Origin of the sequence: Rhodococcus pseudokoreensis, from assembly GCF_017068395.1 — a bacterium.
Lineage (GTDB): Bacteria > Actinomycetota > Actinomycetes > Mycobacteriales > Mycobacteriaceae > Rhodococcus_F > Rhodococcus_F pseudokoreensis.
Genome location: NZ_CP070614.1, coordinates 89,587 through 105,421 on the forward strand (window position 1 = coordinate 89,587; position 15,835 = coordinate 105,421).

Consider the following 15,835-nt stretch of genomic DNA (forward strand, 5'->3'; position numbering starts at 1 on the left):
AACCCATCAGGCTCGATGCATCGGGTCCGATACGGCTAGTCGGAAAGCAATTTGGGCTCCCTGAGATGATCTCCGATCTCGGTCGCATCCAGCTTCGCCATCAGCTTCTTGCGCAGCAACCGCGGCCGGGCTGCCCCAGATCCTGTCCGTCGCGGGAGTTTGTTGCTCGTTGTGGCCCGCAGTGCGTGAACGTCATAGGGGGAGTTGAACACTGCGGGGACTCCGCGTTCGCTGCCGAGCAGTTGATATGCCGCCTTCATGGTGCGTCCGACGTACTCGGTGGTGAAGATGCACTCACGTGTTGTCTCGGCGAACTGACCGATGAAGGCGAAGTTCACCGCGCCCTCGGGTACGACATCTGGCCGGCACCGGCCTGGCGTGGCATGAAGTACGAGGTCACTGTAGGGCATCCTCACGCGCTTCGCGGTGTGCGCAGCGAGCTCGGAGAGCTCGGAGAACTCGTCGACCGGGACACCCAGTGGGTAGACCAATTGTTGGGTGATCTCCTCGCCTGTGCACCCGCGCAGGGGTGTGTTCACGTAGTCGCCGGCGCGTCCGTGACAGCGAGTTGACCCAGACAACGATCTGATCCTCGGGTTTGCTGTTTGAAGTGCGGCTGCCTTTGCCGCTGAACGGTCGCGTTTGCAGATCTTCCGGATGGGTGTTGGTCCTAACCCTGTCCTAACCCAGCTTCGCGACGGTAAGCAACACGGTGGCAGCGTCGAGGGCTTCCAGCGAGTGCCGTGCGTTGGGCACGATCAACAGGTCTCCGGGCGAGCCCTCCCAGCTGTTCTCACCGGCACTGAGCCGGACCCGCCCGTGCAGGACCTGAACAGTCGCCTCGCCTGGGTTTTCGTGCTCGTCGAGCTTTTGCCCCGCAGCGAGTGCTATCAAGGTTTGGCGCAGAACGTGCTCATGACCGCCGTAGATCGTGCGAGCGCTGCGACCGCTCGACGCGGTGCTCGCGAGCTCGAGTTGCTGCCGCGCCAGGGCTGTCAGTGACATTTTCTCCATGTTGCGTGCCTTCCTTGTGGGTCTTCAGATCAAACCCCGTCATCGGATGAACCGGCTCACCTGAGAAGCGCACATGCAGCTCCTTCCTTCGCGGTTCTGCCGTCCACGCTACCGAGTCCGGCTCTCGGTCTCTTTGTGCCACACGGTGCTGGCGGAGTGGGGTATTCGCCGTTGGCTCTCATACCGGTGTCCGCGTCCGATGGCTGGGATCTCGCCCGGTAGCGGTGGTAGGAGCACTCCTAGATCGAGTGCCGTACCGCATTGGCGCCCATCGAACCCCACCGTGAGGGCGGAGGCGAAGGCAAGAACTGTGAGCAGGACTGCGATCAGGGCAGCGTCCGGTAATGCGCCAGTGAGGACCGGGATCAGCAGTGCCAGCGGAGCGTAGAACCCCCCACCGGGTCGTCGACCGGTCCGGTCCGGGTGGAGGAGCACACGAAGGCGATGAAGAACCCACCGGCAGCAGCATCGGCCAGCCGGGGATCAATCCGCTCAGTCCGAGGGCGCCGTAACCTCCGACCAAGATCGCCAGGTCTGCGCACACATCGAGCTGGCCGTCCGCAGTGCTGACGGCGTGCCACCGTCTGGCCAGGAACCCGTCGAGCGCATCCGAGGCGGCGGCGAGTACTCCCAGTTGCGGGAGCGCTGCGGCCGTCGACGAGCAGTACGGCATGCACCGGCGGAAAAGGCCCGGCAGGCCGCTCTCGCCAGCGATCGAATCAGTGACCGACCTGACGCCGGTTCCCGCGAAGCGTGCCATGGCTCGGCCACGTGAGGAGCCCGACCGTACCGACCTCCGTTCACACCCGGCCGCGTAATACCGGTCACATAAGTGGTATGTTAGATGCGCATTAACGTACGGTCGGGTCATGCAACTCACCCGGTTCACCGACCTCGGACTGCGGGTCGTCATGCGACTCGCCGTTGCCGCGGACGGTGACCGCCCCGGAAGCCGGTATATCGCCGATGAATTGTCGGTGTCGTACGCACACGCGGCGAAGGTGATCACCCGACTCGCGGAACTCGGCATCGTCGATGCACGACGCGGCCGCGGAGGTGGGCTGGCCATCACCGAACTGGGCCGCACCGCCTCGGTCGGATGGCTCGCGCGCCGCCTCGAGGGAGAGGCGGAGGTCGTCGAATGCGACGGCGTCAATCCGTGTCCGTTGCGGTCGGGTTGCCTGCTGCGGTCGGCGCTGCGCCGCGCCCAGGAGGCCTTCTTCGAGTCACTGGACACTCTCACGATCGAAGACCTCACCCAGGCTCCCACCCGAACGGTTCTGCTCGCCCTGCCCCGTCCGGTCGGCACCGACCCCCAAATTTCTTCCACGATCGGAGAATGACATGCTTTCGCCCACCTCGACCGAGATGATCCGCGCCACCCTGCCCGCGGTCGGTGCTGCCATCGACGACATCACGACGCTGTTCTACCGCAAGATGTTCGCTGCGCACCCCGAACTGGAACGTGACCTGTTCAACCGCGGCAACCAGCAGCAGGGAGGCCAACAGAAGGCGCTGGCCGGCGCCATCGCCGCGTTCGCGGCTCTCCAATTGGAGCCCGATCAGGCCCGTGTCGATCTCATCCTGTCGAGGATCGCGAACAAGCACGCCTCACTGGGGATCGAGCCCGCTCAGTACGCGATCGTGCACACGCACCTGTTCGCGGCCATCGTCGAGGTGCTCGGTGACGCCGTCACCGCCGAGGTCGCTGCCGCCTGGGACGAGGTGTATTGGCTGATGGCCGAGACGCTGATCTCGATGGAAGCCGGTCTCTATCAGGCTGCGGGTGTCGCGGTGGGCGATGTGTGGCGCCAGGTGCGCGTTCGCGACCGGCGCCACGAGTCGGCCGACACCGTCTCCTTCGTGCTCACCTCGGCGGACGGCGCGGCGTTGCCGTCCTTCGCTCCGGGGCAGTATCTGTCGGTGGGTGTCCATCTCCCGGACGGTGCGCGGCAGATCCGCCAGTACAGCCTCTCCTCTGCACCGTCGAGCGACGACTGGCGTATCACCGTCAAGCGCGTCGACGCCCAGAGCCTGCCGGACGGAGTCATGCCGGCCGGGGAGGTGTCGAACTTCCTGTTCCGCAACGTGTTCGAAGGTGACATGCTGAACGTGACCACGCCGTTCGGTGACCTGGTACTCCAGGACGACGACGCTCCGCTGCTCCTTGTGTCCGCCGGCATCGGTTGCACGCCGATGATGGGGATGCTCAGTCACCTCGCCGACACCGAGGACTCTCGTCCGATCTCGGTGCTGCATGCCGACCGCTCGCCCAGCAACCACGCGCACCGTGCCGAGTTGACCGAACTGGTGGAACGTCTGCCGTTCGCGGTCATGCACCGTTGGTACGAAGACCTCGGCGCCCGCCGCCCCGAAGGCCACCTTCGGGAAGGCCGCGCCGATCTCGGCGAGGTCACCATCGCACCGGGTACCCGGGCCTACCTGTGCGGTCCGCTGCCGTTCATGCTCGGCATGCGTGAGGCGCTACTCGCGAAGCAGGTGCCGGCCGAGAACATCCACTACGAGGTCTTCGGCCCGGACAGCTGGGCGGCCGCCCCGGCGTAAGCAGCGCGCCGCGTACCACCCCCGGCGCCGTCTGCATCGGGGGTGCTACGGAGAACCATCCCTAAATGACCGCGCCAACGCGTTCGTGAGCACCCTCACCGACTCGGCGCGCAGAGCGGGAAGGACCCGACATGGCAACCGTGCAGGCCGTCGCGATCGCTGTGGCCTTCGTATGGCTGGAATGGTGTCGGCCATCTCGCTCGTGGAGGCGCCGCTCAAATTCCGCGCGCCCGGAGTGACGGTGCGGGTTGGATGAGGAATCGGACGCCTCGTCTTCCGTGCCCTGAACTGCATCGAGATTGCCTGGGCGGCAGTACTGGTCGCCACAGTCATCGTTGGCGGTCCACCGGCTGGGGCGGTAGCTGCCGCGATGACCGCGGTGACGGTGCTCATCGTGCAAGTAGCCGGTGTTCGTCCCTGGCTGACGCGTCGGTCCAACCGGGTCCTGGCCGGCGAAGATGTTTCCCGTTCACGCGCGCATCACGTCTATGTCGGGTTGGAAACAGTGAAGGTCCTCGCGCTCCTCACGACCGGGATCCTTCTCCTTGGTGCGTAGGTGGCCTCCCGGCGATCCGCGCACACGGTGAGCCTGTGCTCGACGGTCGACTGCGCTGGTCTGCTGCCAGCGAGGCGCCCGAAGGTGCAGGGCAGCGGCGGTTCATCGGGTTGGGGCGATCATGACCGGGCATTGGGAGGCGTGTTGCCCGGCACTGCCAGGGAGCCAAGCAGGGGGGCGGCCGATCCGCCACGTCCCCGGCTGCCGTGACAACCAAGTGCGCGTGCCGTGACTGCTCGTCGAGGTGGTGCAGCGGTCGATCCCGGACCACGACCTTCGAACGGCCACACCGGGGTTGGTGTCGCACCAGCCTGCCGCTCGGAGAGAACGCCTGCTCCGCGTGGCGATCGTGGCCTTTCGAGATCGCGGTCGTCAAGGTCCCTCGTGAAGACTGTGGCGAGGGCGAAGTCGCTCCAGGGCGGCACCGCCACCAGGGGTCCCGACGTCGCGCTTGCTCGGAAGGCGGCGCCGATTGCTGGACGCCGTAGACATCACCGAACTGCCTGCCCACGGCTCCGCCGTCGCATTGCCCATCGGTCTCGGACCGGGTATCGCGAGGGGAACACGCGGCCCGATCCCAACCCGACTCGCCGGCGTCTCAGGCAGAAAGTACCTGGCGCCGTGCCCATTGCCTCACCGCGCTCGCGGCCGCGTGCCGTGGCACCACGGTCGTCACTGCAGGACCGTTCGGGGTGGCAGCGCGGAGGAGAGAGGCAGCTCTGGCGGTTCAGCGGTCCGGTTCGTTGCCGAAGACGAGGCGGCGGCCGGTGATCTCGGTGGGCGTGATCTCGACGTAATTGAATTTGGGTGTGGCCAGCCATGACCGCAAAGGCAACTCGTCGGCTGCGGCGACCTCGCTGAGCTTCTGAAGTCGCCGCGCGGTGCCGTGGACGATGACGCTCCACCCCGTGTTCTCGGATATCTCGTCCACCTCGAAGGTGACGTCCCGGTGGATGGTGAGTTCGACGAGCTTGGTTCCCTCCGCGGTTCGGAAGTACACCTTGCCCTCGTGGACGACGTAGTTGACGGGAAAGATGTCGACCCTCCCGGACACGCTCAAGGCAAGCCGCCCCAAGGCGCCCGAGCCGAGCAACTGCCAGCTCTCCTCCGAGGTCAGCTCGGTGATCGGTTGCTCGGCTGCCGCATCCGTGTCATAGCCCATACTTGATGATGGCACCCGGAGACCGTCATTGTCAGCACGTTGGGCCAGCTGATGGTGCGCTGCCGCCGGGGATAGGGACGCTCGGTGTCGATCTGCGCTTCCCGCTGTGCTCGCAGTGTCGCAGGTCTACCGGTGTCCGGAAGAGTTTTGTCAGATGTCGAATCGGGAGGTCGCGACGACGACCACGGGGTGCGCCCGCTCTACGCGGGGAGCCCCTACCCGGCGTGGCATCGCCGCGAGGGATCCACCCGCTACCGCCTGATCACCACGACCGCCCCGACGACCCTCGGTGAGATGTATCCGGCCACCACCTTCGTATTCTTCATGGTCGGCGGACTCATCGCCATGCTGATCCGAGCCGAGCGGACAGTGCGGGGTCTACAGTTCCTGTTGAACGAGCAGTACAACCAGCCGTTCACGAGCACGCCACGATCATGCTGCTGCTGTACGCGACATTCTCGGTGAGGCGGATAGCCGCGCCGGGAAGATCGACGGCACCGGACTGATGCCACAACAGGAGGCAAAGGCGATGGGAAGCGATGACCCAAGCGTCACGGAACTTGCCGTCAACGAATGCTGGGCGCTGCTCCGGACCGAGAGTGTTGGCCGCCTTGCCGTGTGGGTGGACGACCACCCGGATATCTTCCCCCTCAATTATGCGGTCGATCACGGAACCATCGTATTTAGATCCGGGCGAGGTACCAAGGTGTCCGCTGCGGTGTCGGATGCCCCGGTCGCGCTGGAAGTCGACGGCTACGAGACCCGATCGCGCGAAGCGTGGAGCGTGGTGATCAAGGGGCGGGCCGAAGGGATCCGTGAGATCGATGAGTTGATGGACACCGTGGATTTGCCGCTCTTTCCGTGGCAGGCCGGGACGAAGAATCTCTTCATCCGACTCGTTCCCACCCTGGTGACCGGCCGCCGGTTTCCGGTTGTCGACCCGACCGTTTGGCGAACTCCCTTCTCGAGCGTGCGACGTTCGCCTTCGGAGTAGGTGTGGACTGCAACGTCCACTGACGTAGGGATTAGACCTGTTGATGGACAATGCGTCCACGAACAAGGAGCCGGCGGCCGAGCGATGGCTGGCGGCGCACCGCTCACGCTGAATCCATGTCACCAGTAGGTCCTGGCTGAGCCTTGTCGAGCGGCTGTTCGCCGATTTGAAGATCAAAAGTTGCCACGCCAGTTCGGTGTCTGGGGCACCAGAGTCCTTCATCGGTTGTCACCGTGACGGCGTAACAGCGTGACGCGTCGGCCGCTCACGTATTCCATGTCGATGATGAGGTGGTTGTCGCCGGGATGGATCGACCACGGGACCGCGCTCCGATCGTGGAATCTGGCCATGGTTTCCGCGAAGGACACGTAGGTGGCCCATGGCAACTGCGCTCCATCCGATTCGGGTGATCAGATCGTTGTCCCCCGCTTCGAATGCAAGAAACTCCCCGTCGAAGCGTTCGAACGTCTCGTCGTCGGTGGGGATGACGACTTCGCCCCGATGGCGGCGAAGGTGACCGGACGCAGCTCCCGGACAGCAGCTCGGCCACCCGGACCGGGACGATTGGGAACGTCGCATCGTCGAGACGGTCGAGGGGAACGGACGGAGGCGTGCACCATGCTTGGTTCGCTGCCGGGGAATTGGAGCTACTACTGCGATGAGGGCAACCCGGCGAACCTGTCGGCGACGATCGCCGATGCGAATGACGCCCTGATGATCATCATCGGGAGCTCGCGGGGCGGGCTGGTGTCCGTCCTCGAGCGGGCGTGGGGGAGTCGGTGTCTTCGCAGCTGATCCATCACGGCCGCCGTCCGGTTGTCCTGGTCCCCGAACACATTAGGGCCGCGCCACCGGCGCCCGGGCGCTGAGTGAGCTGCCACAGCGAGTTCCGGATCCGCACCGACCCCCGACGCCGTGAGTCCGTGATCTATACGCGGTCGGGAGATGGACATCGGACCCCGCTGTGGGCGGGATGGAGGGGTCAGCCGCGGGCGAGGCGGCGTACGGCGCCGCGGAGGGTGTGTTCGATCTGGGGCAGGTCGACGTCTTCGGGGGCGGTGGCGGTGTTCTGTGTGGGGTTCCAGCTGATTCGGCGGTCGATCCCGGTGGCCGCGGCGGCGAGTTCGGTGCTCCACTCGCTCAGGGTCGGTTCGGGGTTGTCGACGTCTTCCCACTCGAGGATCCTAGGGCGAGTGAGTGCCACTGCAGATCGGTGGCGTGGATGGTGCGGGTTGTCATCGGGTCCTGGCTTCTGTGGGGTTGGTGCGCGGGTTTCCGCGGTCGGTGATCTCGGCGGTGGTTCCGGCGTCGCCGCGCGGGCTACGGCGGTAGGACGGGGGTCGGGCGAGGGAAGGCGCGGGAGAACGCTGTCGACCCGATCTTCGCGTGTGTGGAATTACTCGCGTTTCGGCGCTCCCATTGTTCGGTGGCTCAACCGTTCCGTGATCTGGTTCGGTTCCACCAGCTCGAAGTAGCGCGGATCGGGATTGGTTCGCGCGGCGACGATGTCGCCGTAGTTGATCATTCGGGTCGCAGCGCCGAGATGGAGTCTCTCGTGGGTGCCGACGTATCGGAAATGTGGCATGACGTTCTTCCCTCGCGGGCGTGGCCGGTGACCGGGCGCACTGCCGGACGGATGTGGGGGCCACCACCACATGCGCTCCGGCCCAGCCTGAGTGGCTTCGCCGTGTCCCGGTTCCCGGTCGCTCGATCCGGGAGGCGCATGACCCCACCCCAGTTCACCGTCACTTCCAGTTTTCTACTTATGAAGATTAGCAATTAATCGATTGGTAGTGAACGGGGTGCACACCCCAGGATCTGGTGTGCACCGGGGGTCTTGCTGGTTCAGGGGGCCGACCGGTAGCGAGATTCGTAGGAGGCCTGCTCCTGGTCGAGTCGCCGTCGTTTGTGAGTGTTGAGGAGCGCGGGGTCGAGGCCGTGGCTGACAAGGCGGTGGCGGAGGTAGATGTTCTTCAGGGCGAGAAGGAAGTACACGAACGGCAGGAACAGCAGCAGCACCATGCCGGTGCGGATGATCCAGGGGCCGGGAATGAGCACGAGCCCGGCGAGGATGGGAATCAGCGGGATGAGGCAGCGGGTGGCGTAGCGGCGGGTGGCGCCGGGGCCGGTCGTGTCCTCGATGACCCACGGGTGCAGCTCGGCGGGCAGAGTTCTGCCCAGGACGTAGCCGAGGCGTTGCCGCGCAGTGGGTTCGGGTGTGGCGGTGGGGTCGGAGGTGGGGGTCGTGTTGTCTGCGGTGTTCTCGGTCATGATCGGTCCTCGTTCGTGGTGGAGGTGTACTGGTGTTCGGGTAGGACGAGCTGGCGGGCGTAGGCGATGGCGCGCGGGGTGGTGTCGAAGAGGTGACGGTGGTCGCTGTCTGTGGTGGTGAACACCCCGAGGGCCTTGAGGGGGCGGAGGTGTTCGGGTTTGGCTCCGGAGATCAGGACGGTGATGTGCCGGTGCTCGAGTTTGGTGATGACGTCCTTGAGGACGATCGCGCCGGTGGCGTCGATCGCGGTGACCCGCGACATGCGCAGGATCACCACCTTCACTTCGGAGACGTCGGCGAGCTCGAGCAGGAACCGGTGCGCGGCGGCGAAGAACAGGGGGCCGTCGATCCGGTACGCGACGATGTGCTCGCGGAGCAGGTCGTGTTCCTCGACCAGGTGGTCGTCGGTTTCGAGCGGGACCTGTTCGATGCGGGCGGATTGGGCGACCGCTCGCAGGGCGAGGATCGCGGCGAATCCGACCCCGACGGCGACCGCGGTGACCAGGTCGAAGACGACGGTGACCAGGAAGGTGGCGACCATGACGATCGTGTCGGCGCGGGTAGCTCGGGTGATGGCCAGGATCGACGCGGTTTCGACCATCCGCACCGTGGTCGCCAGCAGCACCCCGGCCAGGGCGGCGAGCGGGATGTCGGCGACGAGCCCGGCGGCCAGATACACGATCGCCGCGAGGATGAGGGCGTGGGTCAGCGCCGCGAGCCGGGTGCGGGCGCCGGAGCGCACGTTGACGGCGGTGCGGGCGATCGCGCCGGTGGCGGGCACGCCACCGAACAGGGGGGCGGCGATGTTCGCCAGCCCCTGCCCGAACAGTTCCCGGTCCGGGTTGTGGCGGGCTCCCACGGCCATCGAGTCGGCGGCGGTCGCCGACAGCAGGGACTCGAGTGCCGCCAGCGCGGCGACGGCCAGGGCGGGGGCGATCAGCGAGGTCAGCTCGCCGAGGTGCAGGAAACTCAGGGTCGGCGCGGCGAACCCGGCCGGAATGGCGCCGATCCGGGCGATGTCGAGGCGAAAGAGTTGCGCCATCAGGGTGGCGGCGGCGACCGCGATCAGGGAGAACGGGACGCGGGGGAGGTAGCGGCCGCCGACGAGGATGACCCCGGCCACCGCCAGTGCGGTCGCCGGGGTCAGCACGGAGGGGGCTTGGGCGAACCGGTGGACGGCGTCGGCGGCGCTCTGCCACACCTTCTCCCCGGCGGCGCCGGTGATGCCCAGCGCGGAGGGGACCTGTTGCAGGGCAATGACGACGGCGATCCCGGCGGTGAATCCCTCGATCACCGGGGCCGGCATGTAGCGCACGGCCCGGCCCACCCCGGCGAACGCCAGAACGACCAGCACCACCCCGGCGATCAGCCCGACCGCGAGGACCCCGGTCGGCCCGTGCTGGGCGACGATGGGCACCAGCACCACGGTCATCGCACCGGTCGGGCCCGACACCTGAAAGCGGGACCCGCCGAAGACGGCCGCCACCGCCCCGGCGATGACCGCCGTCGTCAGGCCCGCGGCGGCGCCGAGGCCGGAGCTGATCCCGAACCCCAACGCCAGCGGCAGCGCCACCAGCGCGACGATCAGCCCGGCCAGCAGGTCCGCGGCCGGGGCACCGGCCGCGGGTTTCCACTCACCCCAGCGCGGCAGCAGCGCGGCCACCGACCGCGCGGCCCGGACGAGGGGGCTCTCGGTCGCGTCGGCCGGGCCGGTGGGGGTGGATGGTTCGGTCATCGACGTTCCTCGGTAGTGGCGGTCAGCGGTCGGCGGGCCATATGCTCAATAGTTGCTAATGTTAGCAAGTAGTCATCATCGAAAGTGGAGTGATGTGGGTAACCCGCATAGTGGGCCTGCCGGTGGCGCGGCGGCTGGTTGTCGCCGGCACCGGTCGACGGTGTCAGCTCGTATCCGGTCCCGCGTTCGGGCCGACCCGCGGTGGCCCGAACACCGACCGTGACGCGCTCCACTCACCCGATACACACAGCAAGGAGAGAGCGCGCCAACGAGTGCAGTCGTTGCGCGGTCGTTGCCCGAAGCGGGGCTGCGCCCAACGGGATTCCCCGTCCTCGGAGGCGGCGGGGGCGGGGGCGCGCCGGCGATCGGCGGTGTCCTCGATGCGCCGCAACGCCTATTCGAGGATCCGGGAGCTCGCCGAAGCCGGGCCAAAGGAATTTGTCGTCATCGCCGCGACGGAACCAGTTGACGTAGAGATCTTTGATTCGAGCCGACGATGGTCGCTGCCGTTTTCGATGTTCGAGGAGTTCACCGGCCGGGGCTTCCTGCCGACCCCGCCAACCTGTCCAGGGCTGGCGGTCACTGCGGTCCACGGGCGACCTGTGAAAAGGCTGGTGTGAACGCGTTCCTCGTCGTCGAAGAGCTCGTCGGCCTGCCGATCGGGACACCGTAGGTGCCGGGGCACGAACTGGTCGCGATCACCGATAGGCGCGGCCCACGGACCGTTGGGGGGGTGACGAAGAACTTGTGTTCCGACAACAATAGGGGCGGCGGCGGTCATGGTGGTCTCCTCGAGGAAAAGTGCGGGCGGAAAGTCTGAGCTTCCTCTCATCGTCGCGGTGCACCCATCACGGGCGTAGGGAAGAAGGTTCCACCTTGGTGGGCGGGGCCGAGACCGAACCCGGTTCAGGGGAGCGGAGCGGACCACCGAAGCGTGGTTCCGCCGGCGGGGGTCGCGTCGACGGCGCAGTGCCCGTTCACTTCCCGTGCCCGGGCCACCAGGTTGTCCAAGCCGCTCCGGGGGACGTTCTCGGGGATGCCGGTTCCATTGTCCGCGACCTCGATGGCGAGATCGTCGTACACGGCGATGCTGACGGTGACGGTGTCGGCCGATGCGTGCCGGACCGCGTTGCTCAACGCCTCACGCAGGACTGCCTCGGCATGTTCGGCGAGCGCGGCGTCGATGACGGACAGCGGCCCGGACATGTGCACGGTCGTGCGGAGCCCGGAATCCGCGGTGGCCTCGGCGACGATGTCGTGCAACCGCCGCCGGAACTGGGTCATGCCACCCGAACCGCCGTGAAGGTCGAAGATGGCGGTACGAATATCACGCACGATGTCGTGAAGGTCGTCGACCGACTGTATGAGTCGCTGTTTGACGATCGGTGCCTTCGTCCGCTGCAAGGTGCTCTGCAGTGAGAGGCCGACCGCGAACAGGCGCTGGATGACGTGGTCGTGGAGGTCGCGGGCGATGCGGTCGCGATCGGAGAGGACGTCGAGCTCACGCATTCGGCGTTGACTGTTGGCGAGCTGCAGCGCGACGGCCGCCTGATCTGCGAACCCCGACATCAACGCCAGCTGGTCATCGGTGAACGGCGGCGGGTCGATGTGACGGAGCGTCACCAGCACCTCTGTCACCGAATGCGTTGCCCGCAGCGGTAATACCAGTGCCGGACCGAACCGGGTTCCTGTCTCGAACACAGAGGGTCGAAGGATAGTGCGATGACGCGGAGCGGTGTCCGCTCGCGGAATGCTTCACCGGACGTCGACCCTCGAGTGGGATGGTCCGGCCGATGATGCGATCCGGCACCGTCCCGGCCGACGCGGTGACCACGAGTTCGGTGACGTCGTCCGACGGCATGTCGGGATCGTCCGGCACGGCGAGGAAGGCGCTGTCGGCGCCGGTGAGAGCGAGGGCGTCGTCGGCGATCACCTGCAGCACCTTGGCGGTGTCGCTGCCCGCGAGCAGTTCGGTCGCGATGTCGCGTGTCGCCTCGAGCCAGGCTTGCCTCGTCCGGGACTCCTCGTACAGGCGGGCGTTCTCGATCGCGATCCCGGCGGCGGTCGCGAGCGCACGGAGAAGGACCTCGTCGTCCTCGGTGAAGTGTGCACCGTTGGCCTTTTCGGTGAGGTACAGATTCCCGAACACCTCGTCGCGGATCTGAATGGGAACTCCCAGGAAGGTTTTCATCGGCGGATGGTCGGGTGGGAATCCTACCGAGGCGGAGTGGTGAGACAGGTCCTCCAGCCGGACCGGCTTCGGATCGGTGATGAGGACACCGAGGACCCCGCGGCCTCGGGGGAGGTCGCCGATCCGTTCGCGTCTCGCTTCGTCGATGCCCTCAAAGATTAACTCGCTCAGTCCCTCTCCCTTTCCGGGGGCGAGCACCCCGAGCGCGCCGTAGCGAGCATCCACCAGATTGATCGCGGCATGGACGATGGTGCGGAGGGTGTTTGTCGAGGTCGAGTTCGGATGTGACGGAGAGCATCGCCTCCAGCAGTCCGTCGACGTGATCTCGGGCATCGACGATCTGCTCGATGCGGTCCTGCACCTCGGTCAGGAGCTCCCGGAGCCTCAGTTCGGACAGGGCACCGAGTAGCGGCCCTCGGTCGCGCTCATCCGATTGACCGGTCACGCGACTCATTCTCCCCTGTAGTGGCATCGTTAAGTGTCGGAACTACTCTCGTCAGGTGCCGGACTGCTTCGACTGCATCTTCGTGGCGAGCACCGCTGCCTGAGTACTGCGCTCCACTCCCAGCCTGGTCAGCAGCCGGGACACGTAATTCTTGACGGTCTTCTCGGCGAGGAACATCCGCGCAGCGATCTGACGGTTGGTCAGTCCCTCACCGAGGAGGGCGAGCAATGTCCGCTCCTGATTGGTCAGGTGCCCGAAAATTCCCTCCTTGTCGCTGGCGTCCGCGCGAATCTTGGTGAGTAGAGCGCCGGCGGCGCGGCTGTCGAGGAGCGACTTCCCGCCGGCCACGTCGTGGACCGTCTGGGTCAGTTTCATACCTCGGATGTCCTTCACGACGTAGCCACTGGCCCCGGCGAGAATCGCGTCGAGCATGGCCTGCTCGTCGGTGAACGATGTCAGGATGAGGCAATGCAGTTCCGGCATCAGCGAGTGCAGTTCGCTGCACAGTTCGATTCCGTTGCCGTCGGGCAAGCGCACGTCGAGGACCGCGACGTCGGGTTTGAAGGCCGGGATCCGTGCCAGCGCCTGCGCATAGGAGGCAGCTTCACCGACCACCGTCAGTTCGGGATCGGAGGCCAGGAGATCCGCGATCCCGCGTCGGACGACCTCGTGGTCGTCCACCAGAAATACCCTGATCATGGGGCAACCTCCGGTCTGGCTGCGTCCCCCGTCCGGAAACGCAGATTACGCGGGCGACAGGAAGTGTCCGGCGCTTCCCTGTCGACGGGCTTCCGGTGTTCATCGAGATGCCGGACGGTCCGGGCGCGGTCCATGCCAGCGTGACCGGTGCGGCATCAACATCGCCGCCGCCAGACCGACGGTGGCGACGAGCGTTGCGGCAGCGCCGACTCCGACGAGCGGGGTTGCGAGCCAGGCGCCGGGCAGGACGACGACGCCTGCGGCCGCTGCTCCCGACACCACGGCAAGTGCGAACCCGGCGGGACGTAGGTACAGGAACTCCCCGGGTACGTCGTCGCGCCGGTGACGGTCGTCGCGTGGCCGCGATGCGGTGGAATGACCTTCGAACATCATGTCCTCCCTCCTTTGCCGACGGGTGGCTCCGATCTCGTGCGTCGGCCTCTTCCCCCACGGTGCGATAGCGGCGAGCGCTTTTCCAGGGCCAAAGGTCACACTTCTCGGGACCCCGCGGTACCACGGCGCGATTACTGTCATCTTCGACCACCGATCCGAGGTCTGGTGGGCCTCGGCGCTGTGGCTGCGCCGATGTTCGGGGAAGGGATCAACGGCACGGCATCCCGCCACTCCAATGCGTCGGATGTGAACGTTCCTCGTGCGTGCAGCGTCTCACAGCAACGACAAGGACTTCCCTGGTCACCGGTGTCAATGACCTTGTGCCCTAGCCCGCCCGCCTCGTGTGCGGAAGACTGTGAAGCAGAACGGCGGTCCGAGGAGGAATGTGATGACCACCGATCAGGTACTGCGCTGGTGGCGTCTGGCGCCCTGGAGCCGAAATCCCCTCATGCGGGCCACGGACCGCTGCGATTCCGTCGTCGCGGCCGTCCTGATCACCTTCATCCTGATGGTGGTCCCGTTCGCAGCGGCGCTCGGAACCGTGACGTACACCAGTTTGAACGAACGGTCCCACGCCGAACTCCGGACCAGGCATGCGCAGTCAGCCGTTGTCATCGATGATCCGCGACACGTGGTGGTCGCGGACGCGCCCAGCCGTTCCCCGGAAATGCAGGGCCGTGCGACGGTTCAGTGGACTGCGCCGGACGGTGTCCTGCGCTCGACTGATGTGGAGATCAGACCCGGAACGCACCGGGGCGACACCATCACTGTGTGGGTAGACATGAACGGCAACGTTGTCGACGAGCCCAGGTCGGGAGTGGAGAACGCGGCGATCGCGGTGAGCGCGGCCCTGTTGCTCTGGACGGTGGCGGCGGTCTGCTCCCTGCTGTTGTACGTGGGGGTGCGGTGGATGAATGGACGAAGCCGGATCCGCCAGTGGGATCGCGCATGGAGGGATTTCGGCCGAACACCGGGCTGGCCGGTGAGCTGACACACTGGTGCGCCGGTCGTGGACCGGGGCGCGGACGATACCTGGCTCAGAATGACCGTGCACCCACCGCTGCTCGACTCGGACAACGCGGTCGTGGCAGGAGATCTTCACCGCGCGTTGACTTCCGGCGCCCGTGCTGACCGAAGCGCCTCACCCGCTTATCCTCGGTCGCAGTTGGTGACCGCGATAGACGATCGGAAACCTCAAGCACGCCAGGCGGGCTGGTCCGTGCTGGACCGACAACGAGTCGATCACCACGGGTTCAAGTCCGGTGAAACCACGCTGAAGCAGGTCGATACTTCCGGCCATGGCTGCCCAGTGGATTCACTCGGACGTCGCCCTCCTCGGATGTCGGTGACGTCGGCCGCGTATATCCGGTCGAAGAATTCTCCAGTCCGCAGCCACATCGCCCGCCGGCAAGTCCGGCAAAGGCAAATCCCTACCTGAACGGCGTGCTCGGCGAGGCAGCCAACGCCGCCGCCACGACCGAAGCTTTCCTCGGCGAACGCGACCGGCGCATCGTCCCGCGGCGCGGGCAAGCTCACAGCGCTCCTCGCGGTTGCCCGCTCGATCCTCGTCATCGTCTGGCACCTGCTCGCCGACGCCGGCGCCCGCTTCCGTGACCTCGGGACCGACCGCCACACCCTCCGGCTCCACACCGCACGCAATCTGCAATCGCATCGCCCAACTCGCCGCGCGTGGCTACCGCGTCACGCTAGAACCCGCTGCCTGACCCCATGCCCACCGCCACAACCGAACCCGGCTCCCCAAGCTCGGGCGGGTGCCGTCGCCTGCCCACTCACCAGAGGCGTTTCCGG

The 15,835-nt window shown here is 66.4% G+C and carries 17 protein-coding genes and 4 pseudogenes; 9 read left to right on the top strand and 12 right to left on the bottom strand.

Annotated features, from left to right (window positions below; genetic code table 11):
- Positions 1-35: 35 nt before the first annotated feature.
- From JWS13_RS00380 to JWS13_RS46290, 3 genes are all read right to left on the bottom strand, one after another.
- Positions 36-581: an oleate hydratase gene (locus JWS13_RS00380; protein WP_157792750.1), complete on the bottom strand. Its 546-nt coding sequence runs from the start codon at positions 579-581 to the stop codon at positions 36-38.
- Positions 582-681: 100 nt separating this feature from the next.
- Positions 682-1,014, bottom strand: coding sequence for a cupin domain-containing protein (locus JWS13_RS00385; protein ID WP_005261743.1), 333 nt, complete (start codon positions 1,012-1,014; stop codon positions 682-684).
- Between the two features lie 178 nt (positions 1,015-1,192).
- Positions 1,193-1,927 carry a CDP-alcohol phosphatidyltransferase family protein gene (locus JWS13_RS46290; protein ID WP_368680376.1) on the bottom strand — a complete coding sequence of 245 codons (735 nt, stop codon included), beginning with the start codon at positions 1,925-1,927 and terminating at the stop codon, positions 1,193-1,195.
- Here JWS13_RS46290 and JWS13_RS00390 point away from each other — a divergent pair.
- The 3 genes and pseudogenes from JWS13_RS00390 to JWS13_RS45155 all read left to right on the top strand — a co-directional run bounded on the left by JWS13_RS00390 (position 1,884) and on the right by JWS13_RS45155 (position 4,135).
- Positions 1,884-2,357, top strand: a complete 474-nt coding sequence (locus JWS13_RS00390) for an RrF2 family transcriptional regulator (RefSeq protein ID WP_005261749.1) — start codon at positions 1,884-1,886, stop codon at positions 2,355-2,357. The two genes, JWS13_RS46290 and JWS13_RS00390, sit on opposite strands and share 44 nt — an antisense overlap.
- A 1-nt stretch (position 2,358) precedes the next feature.
- Positions 2,359-3,579 carry a globin domain-containing protein gene (locus JWS13_RS00395; protein ID WP_005261750.1) on the top strand — a complete coding sequence of 407 codons (1,221 nt, stop codon included), beginning with the start codon at positions 2,359-2,361 and terminating at the stop codon, positions 3,577-3,579.
- A gap of 131 nt (positions 3,580-3,710) precedes the next feature.
- Positions 3,711-4,135: pseudogene (locus tag JWS13_RS45155) on the top strand (hypothetical protein).
- Positions 4,136-4,862: 727 nt separating this feature from the next.
- Here JWS13_RS45155 and JWS13_RS00400 read toward each other — a convergent pair.
- Complete coding sequence (locus JWS13_RS00400; protein WP_005261752.1) at positions 4,863-5,297, bottom strand: pyridoxamine 5'-phosphate oxidase family protein; 435 nt, start codon at positions 5,295-5,297, stop codon at positions 4,863-4,865.
- Positions 5,298-5,444: 147 nt separating this feature from the next.
- Here JWS13_RS00400 and JWS13_RS00405 point away from each other — a divergent pair, with 147 nt between their 5' ends.
- The 3 genes and pseudogenes from JWS13_RS00405 to JWS13_RS00415 all read left to right on the top strand — a co-directional run.
- The gene (locus JWS13_RS00405; protein ID WP_005261754.1) at positions 5,445-5,762 is read left to right on the top strand and encodes a hypothetical protein; all 318 of its coding nucleotides are present in this window, start codon (positions 5,445-5,447) and stop codon (positions 5,760-5,762) included.
- Between the two features lie 64 nt (positions 5,763-5,826).
- Positions 5,827-6,291: a pyridoxamine 5'-phosphate oxidase family protein gene (locus JWS13_RS00410; RefSeq protein WP_005261756.1), complete on the top strand. Its 465-nt coding sequence runs from the start codon at positions 5,827-5,829 to the stop codon at positions 6,289-6,291.
- Between the two features lie 550 nt (positions 6,292-6,841).
- Positions 6,842-7,160: pseudogene (locus JWS13_RS00415) on the top strand (universal stress protein); the annotation flags it as partial.
- A 113-nt stretch (positions 7,161-7,273) separates the two neighbouring features.
- Here JWS13_RS00415 and JWS13_RS00420 read toward each other — a convergent pair.
- The 5 genes from JWS13_RS00420 to JWS13_RS46295 form a co-directional block, all read right to left on the bottom strand.
- A complete protein-coding gene (locus tag JWS13_RS00420) occupies positions 7,274-7,495 on the bottom strand; it encodes a hypothetical protein (RefSeq protein WP_005261769.1) in 222 nt (73 codons plus the stop codon).
- 192 nt (positions 7,496-7,687) lie between these two features.
- On the bottom strand, positions 7,688-7,876 hold the full coding sequence (locus tag JWS13_RS00425) for a hypothetical protein (protein ID WP_005261771.1): 189 nt from the start codon (positions 7,874-7,876) through the stop codon (positions 7,688-7,690).
- 260 nt (positions 7,877-8,136) lie between these two features.
- Complete coding sequence (locus JWS13_RS00430; RefSeq protein WP_005261775.1) at positions 8,137-8,562, bottom strand: DUF5313 family protein; 426 nt, start codon at positions 8,560-8,562, stop codon at positions 8,137-8,139.
- On the bottom strand, positions 8,559-10,298 hold the full coding sequence (locus JWS13_RS00435) for a SulP family inorganic anion transporter (RefSeq protein WP_206003920.1): 1,740 nt from the start codon (positions 10,296-10,298) through the stop codon (positions 8,559-8,561). Before JWS13_RS00435 ends, JWS13_RS00430 begins: the two co-directional genes overlap by 4 nt.
- 233 nt (positions 10,299-10,531) lie before the next feature.
- Positions 10,532-10,783 carry a phosphoenolpyruvate carboxykinase domain-containing protein gene (locus tag JWS13_RS46295; RefSeq protein WP_394855786.1) on the bottom strand — a complete coding sequence of 84 codons (252 nt, stop codon included), beginning with the start codon at positions 10,781-10,783 and terminating at the stop codon, positions 10,532-10,534.
- On the opposite strand from JWS13_RS46295, the gene JWS13_RS46300 reads away from it, so the two are divergent.
- Complete coding sequence (locus tag JWS13_RS46300; RefSeq protein WP_394855789.1) at positions 10,679-10,918, top strand: hypothetical protein; 240 nt, start codon at positions 10,679-10,681, stop codon at positions 10,916-10,918. The genes JWS13_RS46295 and JWS13_RS46300 overlap by 105 nt on opposite strands.
- A 286-nt stretch (positions 10,919-11,204) precedes the next feature.
- Here the strand turns inward: JWS13_RS46300 and JWS13_RS00445 are convergent.
- The 3 genes and pseudogenes from JWS13_RS00445 to JWS13_RS00455 all read right to left on the bottom strand — a co-directional run bounded on the left by JWS13_RS00445 (position 11,205) and on the right by JWS13_RS00455 (position 14,026).
- A pseudogene (locus JWS13_RS00445) lies at positions 11,205-12,943 on the bottom strand (GAF domain-containing sensor histidine kinase).
- Between the two features lie 42 nt (positions 12,944-12,985).
- The gene (locus tag JWS13_RS00450) at positions 12,986-13,633 is read right to left on the bottom strand and encodes a response regulator transcription factor (protein WP_005261779.1); all 648 of its coding nucleotides are present in this window, start codon (positions 13,631-13,633) and stop codon (positions 12,986-12,988) included.
- A 99-nt stretch (positions 13,634-13,732) separates the two neighbouring features.
- Positions 13,733-14,026, bottom strand: a complete 294-nt coding sequence (locus JWS13_RS00455; RefSeq protein WP_005261781.1) for a hypothetical protein — start codon at positions 14,024-14,026, stop codon at positions 13,733-13,735.
- A 388-nt stretch (positions 14,027-14,414) separates the two neighbouring features.
- Between JWS13_RS00455 and JWS13_RS00460 the strand changes: the two genes are divergently transcribed.
- Complete coding sequence (locus JWS13_RS00460) at positions 14,415-15,017, top strand: Rv1733c family protein (protein ID WP_005261783.1); 603 nt, start codon at positions 14,415-14,417, stop codon at positions 15,015-15,017.
- Positions 15,018-15,399: 382 nt separating this feature from the next.
- Positions 15,400-15,750 (top strand): annotated as a pseudogene (locus JWS13_RS46605) (IS110 family RNA-guided transposase); the annotation flags it as partial.
- Between the last annotated feature and the right edge of the window lie 85 nt (positions 15,751-15,835).